Genomic DNA, 13,403 nt, shown 5'->3' with positions numbered 1-13,403 from the left:
GCGTGAATGAATTGATGAAGGGCAAACGCGGGCTCATCATGGGGCTGGCCAATGATCGCTCGCTTGCCTGGGGGATCGCCAAGAAGTTGAGCGAAGCCGGCGCGGAGCTGGCGTTCAGCTATCAGGGCGAGGCGATGGAGAAGCGCGTGCGCCCGCTGGCCGAGCAACTCGGCGTGGCGCGGCTGTTCGATTGCGACGTGAGCGACATGGCCGCGCTCGACGCGACCTTCGCGGCGCTGGCGGTCGAATGGCCGACGATCGATTTCGTCGTCCACGCGATCGGCTTTTCCGACAAGAACGAGCTGCGCGGCCGCTTCATGGACACGACGCTCGACAACTTCCTGCTGACCATGAACGTGTCGGTCTATTCGTTCGTCGCGGTCGCGCAAAGGGCGGCGGCGATGATGCCGAACGGTGGGTCCCTGCTGACGCTGAGCTATTACGGCGCCGAGAAGGTGATCCCGCATTACAACGTGATGGGCGTTGCCAAGGCCGCGCTCGAATCGAGCGTGCAATATCTCGCGGTCGATCTTGGGCGCGACAACATCCGCGTCAACGCGATCTCGGCCGGGCCGATCAAGACGCTGGCGGCGAGCGGGATCGGCGACTTCCGCCTGATCCTGAAGTGGAACGAGCTCAACTCGCCCATGAAGCGCAACGTGACGATCGAGGATGTCGGTGGCGCGGGGCTGTACCTGCTCAGCGATCTGGCGAGCGGCGTGACCGGCGAGACGCACCATGTCGACGCTGGCTACAATGTGATCGGCATGAAGGCAGAGGACGCACCGGACATCGCTTTGGTGTAAGGCACTTGGTCGTCGTTCATCGCGCTTATGGATTGCGCTTCATGATCTACGTTGACGATCATGAGCCAGCGCATGTCCATGTCTGCGGTGATGGCACGGCCAAGGTCGTTCTTGCCGGAGTGGATGGTGATCCCGAACTTGTCTATGTCGTGGGCATGACGCGCGCCGATCAAAGGCGTATGATGCGCACGATTATCGAGCAGCAGGACATGTTGCTCGATCGCTGGAAGGATATGCATGGTTGACCTTAGCGATGCGGCCTTTGCGGCTGCGGAGGAGCGCGGGCGTATCGCGATGCTGACGGAGCCGCGCGCCAAAACCGCGCGGTACGATGAGCGTCTCGATCGGATCGTCGTCGAACTCGTTAACGGATGCACCTTCCTGTTCCCCCCGCGTCTCGTCCAAGGGCTTGGAAGCGCCAGTGTCGCCGATATTGCTGAAGTCGATACCGGCGCATTTGGCTTCGGGCTGCACTGGGAAAAGCAGGACGTGGATGTGAGCGTTGCTGGTCTGATGGCAGGACGGTTCGGGACGGCACGATACATGGCGGAGCGCTTCGGCCCCGCGTGGGACGCCGTGGCCGCCGAATGAGCTTCAACACCTTCGGACGCGTTTTCCGGTTCACCACCTGGGGCGAATCGCATGGGCCTGCGATCGGCGCGGTGGTGGATGGCTGTCCGCCGGGGATCGCGCTCAGCGAGGGCGACGTGCAGCCGTTCCTCGATCGCCGCCGCCCTGGCACGTCGCGCTTCACCACGCAGCGGCAGGAGCCGGATCAGGTCCGTATCCTCTCGGGCGTGTTCGAGGGGCGGACCACCGGCACGCCGATTGCGCTGCACATCGACAATGTCGACCAGCGTTCGAAGGATTATTCGGAGGTCGCACTCGCCTATCGGCCCGGCCATGCCGATTATGCCTATGACGCCAAATACGGCTTCCGCGACTATCGTGGCGGCGGGCGTTCGTCGGCGCGCGAGACCGCGTCGCGCGTCGCCGCCGGTGCGGTCGCGCGCGCGGTGATCCCAGAAGTGACGATCCTCGCCTGGGTCGAGGCGATCGGCGGCGATTCGATCGATTACGCCGCGTTCGACCCCGCCGAGATCGCCAATAACCCGTTCTTCTGCCCCGACGCAGAGGCCGCCGTGCGCTGGGAGACGATGGTCGATGACGCGCGCAAGGCGGGCTCGTCGCTCGGCGCGGTGGTGGCGTGCGAGGCGATCGGGGTGCCCGCCGGCTGGGGCGCGCCGCTCTACGCCAAGCTCGATGCGGAGCTTGCCGCCGCGTGCATGAGCATCAATGCCGTCAAGGGCGTCGAGATCGGCGACGGGTTCGCCGCCGCCGCGCTGACCGGCGAACAGAATGCCGATCCGATGCATCCTGGCAACGACGGCCCGATCTTCACCGCCAATCATGCCGGCGGCATTGCCGGTGGCATCGCGACCGGCCAGCCGGTGACGCTGCGGGTCGCGTTCAAGCCGACCAGTTCGATCCTCACGCCGATGCCGACGATCACCCGCGACGGTGCCGCCACCGAGCTTCGCACCAAGGGCCGGCATGATCCCTGCGTCGGCATTCGCGGCGTGCCGGTGGTCGAGGCGATGGTCGCGCTGGTGCTCGCCGACCAGAAGCTGCTCCACCGCGCGCAGTGCGGCGGCGGAGATCGCTGAACCGACCGAATCAGACGGCGGGGTGAGTCTCGAAAGCGATAGTCGGACGTTTTATCTCCATACCCGGGACAGCCGGGCAAATATGGAGAGAGCGATGCGAAAGAGCATGATCTTCGCGGCGACGGCCTTCGGCCTGTCGACCGCTGCGCTGGCGCAGACCGGCACCGGCCAGACCTCACCCAACGGTTACCCCGCGCCGGCCACGACCACCACCGCGCCGACTGTTCCGGCCAACCCGCCGACGCCGTCCGGCACGATGCCGACCACGCCTGCGCCCACCGATACGACAAGCACGGCGCCGACCGACGCCACCCGCCCTACCGCAACGGCGACGCCGAGCACGCCGTCACCCGCCGATAGCGCGCCTGATGGAACGCCGGCCAGGAAGAAGCGGCGCTAAGCGAAATACCCTTCCCCGTTCGTCCTGAGCCTGTCGAAGGACGTGTCGCAAGCGGCTCGCTTGGGGCACGCACTTCGACAATCTCCGTGCGAACGCGTTGGATTATCGCTGTCTACGTTTGGTGCGTGATCAGTCCGCGAACGGATCGCGCACGAGGATGGTGTCCTCGCGCTCGGGGCTGGTGGAAACCAGCGCGACCGGGCAGCGGATCAGTTCCTCGATGCGGCGAATGTATTTGATCGCCTGAGCGGGCAGTTCCGCCCAACTGCGCGCGCCTGCGGTCGTCTCGTTCCAGCCGGGCATCGTCTCGTAGATCGGCTCGACGCGGGCCTGATCGGCGGCATGCGCCGGGAAATAATCGAGCGTCGTGTCACCCAGCTTGTAGCCGGTGCAGATCTTGATCTCGGCGAATCCGTCGAGCACGTCGATCTTGGTCAGCGCGATGCCGGTGATGCCGCCGACCGCAGCCGACTGGCGCAGCAGCACCGCATCGAACCAGCCGCAACGGCGCTTGCGCCCGGTGACGGTGCCGAACTCGTGGCCGCGCTGGCCGATCAGCTCGCCGGTCTCGTCGTTCAGCTCGGTCGGGAACGGGCCGGAGCCGACTCGCGTGGTATAGGCCTTGGCGATACCCAGCACGAAGCCGACCGCGCTCGGCCCGAGGCCCGATCCGCCCGCTGCCGTGCCGGCGATCGTGTTCGACGAGGTCACGAACGGATAGGTGCCGTGATCGACATCAAGCAGCACGCCCTGCGCGCCTTCGAACAGGATGCGGCGGCCACGCTCGCGCGCGGCGTTGAGATCGCGCCATGCCGGGCGTGCGAACGGCAGCACGAACCCGGCGATCTCGCGCAGTTCGGCGAGCAGCGCGTCGCGGTCGATCGGCGCTTCACCGAAACCGGCGCGCAGCGCGTCGTGGTGCGCGGTGAGCCGGTCGAGCTGCGGACCGAGATCGTCGAGATGTGCGAGATCGCACACGCGGATCGCGCGACGGCCGACCTTGTCTTCATAGGCCGGGCCGATGCCGCGCCGCGTGGTGCCGATCTTGCCGGCGCCGCTGGCATCCTCGCGAAGCCCGTCGAGATCGCGGTGCAGCGGCAGGATCAGCGCGCAGGTATCGGCGACCATCAGCGTCTCGGGCGAGATCGCCACGCCCTGCCCACGCAATTTCTCGACCTCGGCCTTGAGCGCCCACGGATCGAGCACCACGCCGTTGCCGATCACCGATGGCGTGCCGCGCACGATGCCCGACGGGAGCAGCGACAATTTGTACACCGCCTCGCCGACGACGAGCGTGTGGCCGGCATTGTGCCCGCCCTGAAAGCGCACGACGACATCGGCCCGCTCGGCCAGCCAGTCGACGATCTTGCCCTTGCCCTCATCGCCCCACTGGGCGCCGATTACCGCTACGTTCGCCAAGGTCCGTCCCACATTGCCGCAACAAAGCGCGCATCCCTAATGTGCGTGGGCGCGCCGGTCCATGTTTAATGCGGCGAAGCGCCAGCGCGCTCCGGCGCGGGCGTTCACCGCAAGGGCGAGGTGCGCGGATAGCTGTGGCGGCGCAGCGGCCAGTCGATCGCGCCGCCCGCGAACAGCGCCCACCATATGATCACCGGCTGAAACAGCAGGCGCGGGACGTGATACCAGAGCGTCAGCCCGCCGCGCCCGAACATGATATAGTCGATCGCATGCTTCACATTGGCGGGGAACACGCACAGCGCGTAGAGCGCGAGCATCACCCCTGCGAGCCGGCGCAGGCGCGGCACCAACAGCCCGATCGCGCCGGCGATCTCGCACACGCCCGTCGCGGCGATCACGGCACGCGGGTTGGGCACCCAATCGGGCGTGATCGCCAGGAACGGTTCGGGTGAGCGCAGGTGCAGCACCCCCGCCAGCAGATAGGCCGCCGCCAGCACCCAGCGCAGCCCGGTCCGCCAGCGCTCCGCCCGGCGCGAAAGCGGCGCGCTGTTTATAGCGGGAACCAGTTCTGTTTATGGCCGAACTTCATATAGCCAAGGTTGACGCCCTGCCGCCAGCCGACGCCGAGGCGGATCGGAATCAGCACCACCTTGCCCCAGCGCAGATAGGTGGCGGCGAACCCGCCGACGAAATAGACCCGGCCCTCGGCGGCGGGGAAGCGGTGATACAGATCCTCGCTATCGTAGAGGTTGTAGACCAGCACGAACACCTTGTTGGCGTCGCCGCCGAGATCGAACCCGACCGACGGGCCGGTCCAGTACACCGGCTGCTGTCCCTCGACCTTGTGGAACATCGTGCCCTTGCCGTAGCGCAAGCCCAGCACGATCGCGGCCGATGCCTCACTGCCGGCGATATAGGCGTTGGGCCGGCCCTGTTCCTTGAGCGTGCGTTCGAGAATGCCCGACAGGCCGGCGGCACCCTTGCCGAACGTGCCCTCGGCCGCGCTGAGCAATTCCCCGGGCGTGAACGTGTCACCGCCCCGGCTGGCGGCTGCCTCGGCCTGCTCGCGCGTGTCGAAGCCGCCCTGCGCGGGTGCGGGTGGCGGCGCGGGCGAACCCTGTGGTGCCTGGCCCGGCGGATCATAGCGTGCGCCCGAGTTCGAGCCCGAGACCTGCGGATCGGCCTCCGCCGGCACCGGCGCATCGGGATAGCGCGGGGCGGCGGACGCCTGGGCACGCGGCGGGCCGCTGGGCTGCGCCATTGTGGGCGTCGAAGGCGAGCGCAGATCGCTGTCGATCGCCTCGTTGGGATCGACCGTTCGCACCTGCGCGAGCCCCGGCGCGACCAGCGGCGTGGCGAGCATCGCCAGCGCGCCTGCAGCCATCGCACATCGTACTATCCGTCCGCGCATCGCGCACTCCCCCGAATTTGGTCGCGGAACGTAGCGCCCCGAATGCTTTATCCGCAATGAACCAAGCGGCAGGCCGAGTCGAATTCACGCCGAGCGGGCGCGATACATGCGGTTGATCCTTCGCGAAACCGCCGCTATAGCCCCGCTCTGCCGTGCGCCGGAGACGTGGGTGAGTGGCTGAAACCAACGCTTTGCTAAAGCGTCATACGGGAAACCGTATCGAGGGTTCGAATCCCTCCGTCTCCGCCAAAACACATTGGTTTTATTGCATAATTTTCATAAAACCCACTCGGTCCGGGTTTCCGTCCGGGTCTTGGCGTCGGATTTCTGCGAACCGCTGCGGCCACCCGATAAATTTCTGCGACGAGCCGCGTGGCGGGCGGGCGTGCCATTTTAGATTCTCCGGGAATCTACGCATCACCATGGCTTCTAAGTGAGCCTATCCCGCTCAGCGGTGTGCTCTAATACGGGCATTCACGAGACGTCTCACCAATAGCGATTGCTGTTCGGCGGAGCGACCGCTCTCATTGAAAGGGATCTGGTCATATGATGAGCGAAAGTTCGCCGGCCAATCCTCCACGGTTTCTGGTTCAGCCCACTCGATTTCTGTTCTTCACGGGAAAAGGCGGTGTGGGCAAGACCACCATCGCCGCCGCCATAGCGCTGGGGCTCGTCGCGCGCGGCCATGGCGTGCATCTCAGTACCACTGACCCGGCCGCCCACCTGGCAATGACGATGACCGGGAATGTCGCCGGCCTTCACGTCGACCGAATTGACCCCAAAGCGGAAACCGAGCGGTACATCGCCAAGATCATGGAGCAGAAGGGCGGCACGCTCGATGCGCAGGGCCAGGCCCTGCTGCGCGAGGACTTGGCATCGCCTTGCACGGAGGAAGTCGCCGTCTTCCATGCCTTCTCGCATATCGTCGCCGAGGCGCGCAGCGCGTTTGTCGTGCTGGACACGGCCCCCACCGGTCACAGCCTTCTGCTCATGGATGCGACCGGCGCCTATCACCGCCAAATGACACGGCAATCGACTTTGCACGACCTTGCGGGCCGCATCACCACGCCGCTGATGCGGCTCCAGGATCCCGACTATACGCATATTCTGCTGGTTACCCTTGCCGAGACCACACCTGTCTCGCAGGCAAGCGCATTGCAGGACGATTTGCGGCGCGCGCAAATCGAGCCTTTTGCCTGGATCATCAACAAAAGCCTGCTGGCGGCTGGCTCGAGCGATCCACTGCTGCGCCAGCGGCTCAGCGGCGAGCTGAAACAGGTCGATCGCATACGCGGATTTATGGCGAAGCGACTGTTCTTCGTACCCTGGCAAGCCACGCCGCCGGTGGGCGTCCCCGCGCTCGCACAGCTCGCCCATGACGGTGCTCCCCACAGCAATCAACCGTCGGAAGATTAGCCAGGAGGCAGGTGCTGGTTGACCCAACTGGTGATGGCGCGTTGGTCCATGGCGCCAGCACTGCGCGCGATCTCGCGTCCGCCTGAAAACATGATGAGCGTTGGAATCGACCGAATCGAGAACCGGGCGGCAATGGCCTGTTCTGCTTCGGTGTCGACCTTCAGCAAACGCACTTTCGCCTCGAGACTCTTCGCCGCAGCGGTAAAGGCCGGAGCCATCGCCTTGCATGGCCCGCACCAGCTTGCCCAGAAATCGACGAGGACGGGTAGCGAACCGGCCATCACATGGCGATCGAATGCCTGACTGTTTACGGCAACCGGCACACCTTTAAACAGCACCTGGCTGCAGCGCCCGCATTTCGGGCTTTCCGAGATGCGGGCGGTGGGAACACGATTTGCCGTCGCGCAGGAGGGGCAGATGATGACGGCAGGATCAGCCGACGCTGCATTCATCACGCAATTCCCTGTAATTGATCTACCTTGCCCGTGTCCAAGGGAAGGCCCGATGTCATTCCCACGATCCGATCCTCAATTTCTCGCTTACATCTGTAATGTAATCGTGTAGGGAATAACGCCAAGATGCGTGAGACGGAATTTTCCGAAATGGACGAAACATCGGCCGATACGGGCGGCACCGCACAGTGTCTGCAGATCGGCGATCCGGCCCCCAATTTCCAGGCGCGAACGACGATGGGGGTGGTCAACCTCTCCGACTTTCGCGGCCGATGGTTGATCCTGTTCTCGCATCCTGCCGATTTCACCCCCGTGTGCACCAGTGAGTTCGTCGTCCTGTCAAAGGCGGCCGACCGATTTGAGGCGCTCGACTGCGCGCTGCTCGCGGTCTCGGTTGACAGTCTCTATTCGCATCTGGGCTGGATCCGCGCGATCCGCGACGGGTTCGGCGTCACGGTGAGCTTCCCGATTGTCGAGGATCCATCGCTGATCATCGGACGGGCCTACGGCATGATTTCGGATCGCTCGCCCGACGCCGCCACAATGCGATCGACCTATTTCATCGATCCCGACGGGATCATCCGCGCGATGATCTGCTATCCCGCGACGATCGGACGCTCGGTCGATGAGATGCTCCGGGTATTGGCCGCCCTGCAGATTGTCGATGCCGATCATGTCGTGACCCCGGAAGGCTGGCATCCCGGCGACGCGGTGCTGTTGCCGCCCCACCTGGACCAGGCTGCTCTGCTGGCCGTGGCGGATGACCCGCTGTGGTTTTACCGCAGCAAGCCGCAGCCGCAGAAAGGGTAGGCGATGGCTGACACTTTGCCCGCCCCGGATCTCGAAGCGCTCGCCGAAGTGATGCGCACCTTGGGCCATGATACCCGCCTCCGGCTGATCGCCACCCTGCTCGCGCAAGGCGAGACGTCGGTCGGCGAAATCGAGGCTTTGACCGGCGTCGGCCAACCGGGGCTGTCGCAGCAGCTCGGCGTGCTGCGCAAGGCTGAATTGGTTCAGACCCGGCGCGCCGCAAAGCAGGTCTATTACAGTGTGGCGTCGGATGCGTTCATCGCGGCGGCGGCCTTTCTCGCCGCGCTTGCAAGGACTGCACCTGTCGAAATGGCAGCTCGGGCTGACCGAAAGGCGGCGTCGCCGGCACGGGGATCGGCTGCCATGTTCGCCAAGATCCTTTAGTTCCCCCGGCGGCCGGTTGTTGGTTACGGTGCGCGCTCTGCAGCGGGCACGCCGGTGACTTGCTCGCCGAACTGATCACACAGGAAAGCCATCAAGGCCTGCACTCTGATATCGGCGATGCGATAGAAGATCGTGGTGTTCTCGCGCCTGGTCTGGACCAGGCCGCCCTCGCGCATGCGGGCGAGATGCTGCGACACGCTCGACTGCGACAGGCCGCACAAGCCGACCAACTCGCCGACCGATGCCTCGCCTTCGCGCAGGCGGCAGAGCAGGAGCAAGCGCTGCTCGTTAGCGACGACTTTAAGGAACGCAGCAACCTCGGTGGCACGCTCACAAAGCATTACCACCGCCTCGTCCGTCATCATTGGCCCGTCATCGTCATTTGCTTGCCGGTCTCCCGTCGTCCCGCAGGACCACATAGATGGCCGGGATAACCAGCACGGTCAGCAAGGTCGAGGAGGCGAGACCGAAGAGGAGCGAAATGGCGAGGCCCTGGAATATCGGGTCGGTGAGGATCACGGCAGCGCCGATCATCGCGGCGGCGGCGGTCAGGACGATCGGCTTGAACCGGATCGTCCCCGCCTCGATCAACACATCGCGCAGCGGCTTGTCGGGCGTTGCCGTGTGCCGGATGAAATCGACCAGCAGAATCGAGTTGCGCACGATGATGCCGGCCAGCGCGATGAAGCCGATCATCGAGGTGGCAGTAAACGGCGCGCGGAACAGCATATGGCCGATCACGATGCCGACCAGCGTCAGCGGTACCGGCGTCAGGATGACGAGCGGCAGCCGGAAGCTGCGGAATTGGGCGACGACCAGGATGTAGATGGCAAGCAGCGCGATCATGAACGCAGCCCCCATGTCGCGGAAGGTGACCCAGGTGATCTCCCACTCGCCGTCCCACAGCAGGCTCGTCGTCTTTTCGTCGGTGGGCTGGCCGGCCAGGCGGATTGCCGGCTTCTGCAGGCCCTTGGCGGCCCAGTCATAGCTATCTATCGCGCGATCGACCGCCAGCATGCCGTAGATCGGCGCCTCATAATCGCCGGCAAGCTCGGCGGTCACCATATCGGCAAAATGACCGTCGCGCCGGAAGATGGCCGGGCTGCTCTGCTCCTGCTGGGCATCGACGACGGCGCCGAGTTCGACCAGCTTTTGGCCGGTAGCGCCTTGCGAGACCGCCACCGGCGTACTGGCAAGCGTCTGCGTCCAGCTTCGCGCGGATTGCGGGAGGGCGATGGTGATCGGCAGCGGCGTGCGTTCATCCCCGCGCGGAGCGTACCCGACCGTCTTGCTGCCCAGCAGCGCGCCGATCGAATCGTTGATGTCGCGGCTCGACAGTCCGTAATAGTCGATCCGGTCCCGCTGAGGGATCAGGCGGAGCTTGGGACGGGGCTGCCCGAAGCTGTTGTCGACATCGACGATGTAGGGAATCGACTTGAAGATCTTTTCCAGCTCGGTCGCGGTGGCACGCCGGCTCTGCGCATCAGGACCGTAGATCTCGGCAAGCAGGGTGGCGAGCACGGGCGGTCCCGGCGGCGTTTCGACGACTTTGACCGAGGCACCGTCAGGGAGCTTCAGCGTCTTGAGCTTCTGGCGCAGGTCGAGGGCTATCTGGTGGCTCGAGCGGTCCCGGTCGCCCTTGGGTAGCAGCGTCACCATGACATCGCCCATCTCCGGGCGGCTGCGCAGGAAATAGTGGCGCACGAGCCCGTTGAAATTGAACGGCGCGGACGTGCCGAGATAGGCTTCCATCGCGGTTGCCTCGGGCAACTCGCGGGTCAGTCGGGTGACATCTTCGAGGACGCGGCCCGTGCCTTCGAGGCTGGTGCCCTCCGGCATATCGACTACGACCTGGACTTCGGACTTGTTGTCGAAGGGCAGCAGCTTGACCGTTACCGCCTTGAAATAGAACATCGAGCAGGCGACCAGCGTGGCAATGCCAACCGCGATCAGGAAATTGCGCGCTGACTTCCGGTTATCGATGATCCGGTGCGCGACCCGCGCATAGAGGCGGCCGAGCTTGCCGCCGCTCGCATCATGCCCGTTCCCGTGATCGCCATCCGCGCCATCGGCTGCCAGCGTCTTGCGCGCGAAGCGGATCATCAGCCACGGCGCGATCACCACCGCGACGAAGAAGGAAAAGACCATCGCGGCCGACGCATTGACCGGGATCGGCGCCATATACGGTCCCATGAGGCCCGAGACGAACAGCATCGGCAGCAGCGCTGCCACCACGGTCAGCGTAGCGATCACGGTCGGGTTGCCGACCTCGGCGACCGCTTCGATCGCGGCCTCGGTACGGGTGCGATCATCGGGCATCGCCCAATGGCGAGCGATATTCTCGATCATCACGATCGCGTCGTCGACGAGGATGCCGATCGAGAAGATCAGCGCGAACAGGCTGACCCGGTTGATCGTGTAGCCCATCAGGTTCGAGGCGAACATCGTCAGCAGGATCGTCGTCGGGATCACCACGGCGGTGACGCCGGCCTCACGCCAGCCGATCGCGAAACCGATCAGGATAACGATCGAGATCGTCGCGAGCGCGAGGTGGTAGAGAAGCTCATTGGCCTTTTCATTCGCGCTTGCGCCGTAATTGCGCGTGACCGCGACATCGATACCGTCGGGAATGAGGCTGCCCTTGAGGCTTTCGAGGCGTGCGAGCACCGCCTCGGAGACGACGACCGCATTGGCGCCCGACCGCTTGGCGATCGCGAGACTGACCGCCGGCGCGTTCGACCAACGCCCGTCGTTGCGTGCCCAGCGCCACGCGCGGGCCTGATCCTCGCGGGGCCCCTGGGTGACCGTGGCGACATCGCGCAGATAGACCGGGGCCCCGGCGACTGACCGGACGGTGAGCATGCCGACGTCCTGCGCCGAAGACAGCGTCTGGCCAGCGGTGACCGCGACGGCTTGCCCGCCGTCGCGAACGCTCCCGGCGGGGAAGCTGCGATTGGCCTGTGCGGCCGCATCGATCACGCTGCCGAGCGGTACGCCATATTGGCTGAGCTTGCCGGGATCGGGCGCGATACGGATCTCTTCGGGGCGCCCGCCGGTCAGGAAGGTAAGCCCGACATTGTCGACCTTGGCGATCTCGGTCCGCAACCGGGTGGCAAGCGCATAGAGCGCCTGGTCGTCATATCGCCCGGCCGCGCCGGGCTTGGGCGACAGCGTCAGGACGATGGCGGGGACATCGTTGATCCCGCGCACCGTGACCTTGGGATCCGGGATACCCACCGGAATGCGGTCCCAATTGGCGCGCAGCTTCTCGTCGATCCGCGTCGCGGCGTCCTCTGGGTTCGATCCCACGAGGAACCGTGCGGTCACCATCACGCCATCGTCTTCGGCCTGGGTATAGACATGCTCGACGCCATCGACACTTTTCACGATCGTCTCGAGCGGGATGCCGACAAGCTGGACGGCGTCCGGCGCGGAAAGGCCTGGCGCCATCACTTGGATGTCGACCATCGGTACGCTGATCTGCGGCTCTTCCTCGCGGGGAATCGTGAACAGGGCCAGAAGGCCGATCGCGATCGCGGCCAGCAGGAACAAAGGCGTCAGCGGCGAGGTGATGGTCGCGCGGGTGAGGCGCCCCGATAGGCCGAGATTCACTTACCGCGTCCGGGAGAGAAGAGGATATCGCCCGCAGTGACGCCCCCCAGGATTTCGAGGTTGCCCGGATCGCCCGTTGGCGCGGTCTGGACCGCCACCGCGCTGATGCGTCGGTCGGGGGTGACGACATCGACATAGTCGATGCCGTAGCGGGTCGAGATGAAGCGGCGCGGTACCACCATGGCCCGGCGCTGGCCGACTTCGATCGTCACGCCAACCCGCCGTCCAACCAATTCGCTGGAAAGGCCAGGCACGGTCGCGTCGACCTGCACCCGGCCTCCGGCGATGGCAGGATAGACCTGTGCCACCTGTCCCTGGCGCGACCCTTCCGGCAAATCCCCTTGAGCAACTATGACCCGCGTGCCGACACGCACGGCGTTTGCCAGCGACTCCGGCAGATCGATGCGGAGAACAGGCGGCCCTGCCGTAACCGTCGCGATCGACATGCCCGGCGCCACGACCGAGCCAGCGGGAATATCTGCACGCAGGACGCGGCCCGAGGCGGGTGCGAGGACCGCGCCCTGCCCGGCGACGCTGGCGCTCGCATTCTGCTGCGCGCGGGCGGCTGCCACCTGGGCATCGGCGGCGCGCGACATCGCGACCGACTGATCGAGGCGGGCCTTGGCGTAGACATTGTGATTGTAGAGATCCTGGACACGCGCAAGGTCGCCTCGTGCGCGGGCTGCTTCGGCTTGCGCGGCGGCAACCTGCGCGCCTGCCGCACTGGTTTCGTAGCCAAGGCGCGAATCGACGATCGAGCCGATGCGCTGGCCCTTGGTCACCATGTCGCCAGCGCGAACGGAGAGACTGGCCAACGTGCCGGGAATGCGGGCCAGCGCCTGCGCCTGATCGCGCGTCGTGATTTCGGCGCCGACCGCCTTCATGTCCGTGGTTTGGGCACGTCCGACGGTCAGCCGCTCGCCGGCGGGTAAGGCTGCAGTCTTTTCTTCGTTCGGCGCGCTGCCGCCGCAAGCCGTTAGCGTTAGAGCCGCTCCAGCGACCATCCATGCCCATTTTGTCATTGCC

The 13,403-nt window shown here is 65.4% G+C and carries 15 protein-coding genes and 1 tRNA gene; 9 read left to right on the top strand and 7 right to left on the bottom strand.

Annotated elements, in window-relative coordinates; all coding sequences use genetic code 11:
* Window positions 1-2: 2 nt before the first annotated feature.
* From fabI to EWE75_RS05895, 5 genes are all read left to right on the top strand, one after another.
* Window positions 3-806 (top strand): enoyl-ACP reductase FabI, encoded by an 804-nt coding sequence (fabI, locus tag EWE75_RS05915; protein WP_130155734.1) that lies wholly within the window; start codon window positions 3-5, stop codon window positions 804-806.
* A 41-nt stretch (window positions 807-847) separates the two neighbouring features.
* Window positions 848-1,051 carry a DUF4160 domain-containing protein gene (locus EWE75_RS05910; protein WP_231708238.1) on the top strand — a complete coding sequence of 68 codons (204 nt, stop codon included), beginning with the start codon at window positions 848-850 and terminating at the stop codon, window positions 1,049-1,051.
* A complete protein-coding gene (locus EWE75_RS05905) occupies window positions 1,044-1,397 on the top strand; it encodes a DUF2442 domain-containing protein (RefSeq protein ID WP_130155732.1) in 354 nt (117 codons plus the stop codon). Before EWE75_RS05910 ends, EWE75_RS05905 begins: the two co-directional genes overlap by 8 nt.
* Window positions 1,394-2,473, top strand: coding sequence for a chorismate synthase (aroC, locus tag EWE75_RS05900; RefSeq protein WP_130155731.1), 1,080 nt, complete (start codon window positions 1,394-1,396; stop codon window positions 2,471-2,473). The genes EWE75_RS05905 and aroC overlap by 4 nt, the downstream gene beginning before the upstream one ends.
* 94 nt (window positions 2,474-2,567) lie before the next feature.
* Window positions 2,568-2,873 (top strand): hypothetical protein, encoded by a 306-nt coding sequence (locus EWE75_RS05895; RefSeq protein WP_130155730.1) that lies wholly within the window; start codon window positions 2,568-2,570, stop codon window positions 2,871-2,873.
* 129 nt (window positions 2,874-3,002) lie between these two features.
* Here EWE75_RS05895 and EWE75_RS05890 read toward each other — a convergent pair whose 3' ends face one another.
* The 3 genes from EWE75_RS05890 to EWE75_RS05880 form a co-directional block, all read right to left on the bottom strand.
* Complete coding sequence (locus EWE75_RS05890; RefSeq protein ID WP_130155729.1) at window positions 3,003-4,292, bottom strand: adenylosuccinate synthase; 1,290 nt, start codon at window positions 4,290-4,292, stop codon at window positions 3,003-3,005.
* A 104-nt stretch (window positions 4,293-4,396) separates the two neighbouring features.
* A complete protein-coding gene (locus EWE75_RS05885) occupies window positions 4,397-4,798 on the bottom strand; it encodes a DoxX family protein (RefSeq protein ID WP_231708240.1) in 402 nt (133 codons plus the stop codon).
* 44 nt (window positions 4,799-4,842) lie between these two features.
* Window positions 4,843-5,676 carry a DUF1134 domain-containing protein gene (locus EWE75_RS05880; protein WP_231708237.1) on the bottom strand — a complete coding sequence of 278 codons (834 nt, stop codon included), beginning with the start codon at window positions 5,674-5,676 and terminating at the stop codon, window positions 4,843-4,845.
* Window positions 5,677-5,862: 186 nt separating this feature from the next.
* Between EWE75_RS05880 and EWE75_RS05875 the strand changes: the two genes are divergently transcribed.
* Window positions 5,863-5,952, top strand: a tRNA-Ser gene (locus EWE75_RS05875).
* A gap of 297 nt (window positions 5,953-6,249) precedes the next feature.
* Window positions 6,250-7,119 carry an ArsA-related P-loop ATPase gene (locus EWE75_RS05870; protein WP_130155726.1) on the top strand — a complete coding sequence of 290 codons (870 nt, stop codon included), beginning with the start codon at window positions 6,250-6,252 and terminating at the stop codon, window positions 7,117-7,119.
* Here the strand turns inward: EWE75_RS05870 and trxC are convergent.
* Window positions 7,116-7,571, bottom strand: coding sequence for a thioredoxin TrxC (trxC, locus tag EWE75_RS05865; protein WP_130155725.1), 456 nt, complete (start codon window positions 7,569-7,571; stop codon window positions 7,116-7,118). The two genes, EWE75_RS05870 and trxC, sit on opposite strands and share 4 nt — an antisense overlap.
* A 150-nt stretch (window positions 7,572-7,721) precedes the next feature.
* Here trxC and EWE75_RS05860 point away from each other — a divergent pair, with 150 nt between their 5' ends.
* Both EWE75_RS05860 and EWE75_RS05855 read left to right on the top strand, forming a co-directional pair.
* A complete protein-coding gene (locus EWE75_RS05860; RefSeq protein ID WP_130155771.1) occupies window positions 7,722-8,381 on the top strand; it encodes a peroxiredoxin in 660 nt (219 codons plus the stop codon).
* A gap of 3 nt (window positions 8,382-8,384) precedes the next feature.
* Window positions 8,385-8,765 carry an ArsR/SmtB family transcription factor gene (locus tag EWE75_RS05855; RefSeq protein ID WP_130155724.1) on the top strand — a complete coding sequence of 127 codons (381 nt, stop codon included), beginning with the start codon at window positions 8,385-8,387 and terminating at the stop codon, window positions 8,763-8,765.
* Window positions 8,766-8,788: 23 nt separating this feature from the next.
* Here EWE75_RS05855 and EWE75_RS05850 read toward each other — a convergent pair whose 3' ends face one another.
* The 3 genes from EWE75_RS05850 to EWE75_RS05840 are packed head-to-tail and all read right to left on the bottom strand — an operon-like array spanning window position 8,789 to window position 13,399.
* Window positions 8,789-9,130 carry an ArsR/SmtB family transcription factor gene (locus EWE75_RS05850; RefSeq protein WP_130155723.1) on the bottom strand — a complete coding sequence of 114 codons (342 nt, stop codon included), beginning with the start codon at window positions 9,128-9,130 and terminating at the stop codon, window positions 8,789-8,791.
* A gap of 13 nt (window positions 9,131-9,143) precedes the next feature.
* Entirely contained in the window at window positions 9,144-12,377 is a 3,234-nt protein-coding gene (locus tag EWE75_RS05845; protein WP_130155722.1) for an efflux RND transporter permease subunit, read from the bottom strand.
* Window positions 12,374-13,399, bottom strand: coding sequence for an efflux RND transporter periplasmic adaptor subunit (locus EWE75_RS05840; protein ID WP_130155721.1), 1,026 nt, complete (start codon window positions 13,397-13,399; stop codon window positions 12,374-12,376). The genes EWE75_RS05845 and EWE75_RS05840 overlap by 4 nt, the downstream gene beginning before the upstream one ends.
* Between the last annotated feature and the right edge of the window lie 4 nt (window positions 13,400-13,403).

Source organism: Sphingomonas populi, from assembly GCF_004208535.1.
Lineage (GTDB): Bacteria > Pseudomonadota > Alphaproteobacteria > Sphingomonadales > Sphingomonadaceae > Sphingomonas > Sphingomonas populi.
Note: the sequence above shows the minus strand (reverse complement) of the source record. Positions and strands in the feature narration are given on the sequence as shown.

Coding starts and splice junctions, on each gene's coding strand:
- EWE75_RS05910 (WP_231708238.1), top strand. CDS start 848: ATGATCTACGTTGACGATCATGAGCCAGCGCATGTCCATGTCTGCGGT.
- EWE75_RS05905 (WP_130155732.1), top strand. CDS start 1,044: ATGGTTGACCTTAGCGATGCGGCCTTTGCGGCTGCGGAGGAGCGCGGG.
- aroC (WP_130155731.1), top strand. CDS start 1,394: ATGAGCTTCAACACCTTCGGACGCGTTTTCCGGTTCACCACCTGGGGC.
- EWE75_RS05895 (WP_130155730.1), top strand. CDS start 2,568: ATGCGAAAGAGCATGATCTTCGCGGCGACGGCCTTCGGCCTGTCGACC.
- EWE75_RS05880 (WP_231708237.1), bottom strand. CDS start 5,676: ATGGCTGCAGGCGCGCTGGCGATGCTCGCCACGCCGCTGGTCGCGCCG.
- EWE75_RS05870 (WP_130155726.1), top strand. CDS start 6,250: ATGATGAGCGAAAGTTCGCCGGCCAATCCTCCACGGTTTCTGGTTCAG.
- trxC (WP_130155725.1), bottom strand. CDS start 7,571: ATGAATGCAGCGTCGGCTGATCCTGCCGTCATCATCTGCCCCTCCTGC.
- EWE75_RS05860 (WP_130155771.1), top strand. CDS start 7,722: ATGGACGAAACATCGGCCGATACGGGCGGCACCGCACAGTGTCTGCAG.
- EWE75_RS05855 (WP_130155724.1), top strand. CDS start 8,385: ATGGCTGACACTTTGCCCGCCCCGGATCTCGAAGCGCTCGCCGAAGTG.
- EWE75_RS05850 (WP_130155723.1), bottom strand. CDS start 9,130: ATGATGACGGACGAGGCGGTGGTAATGCTTTGTGAGCGTGCCACCGAG.
- EWE75_RS05840 (WP_130155721.1), bottom strand. CDS start 13,399: ATGACAAAATGGGCATGGATGGTCGCTGGAGCGGCTCTAACGCTAACG.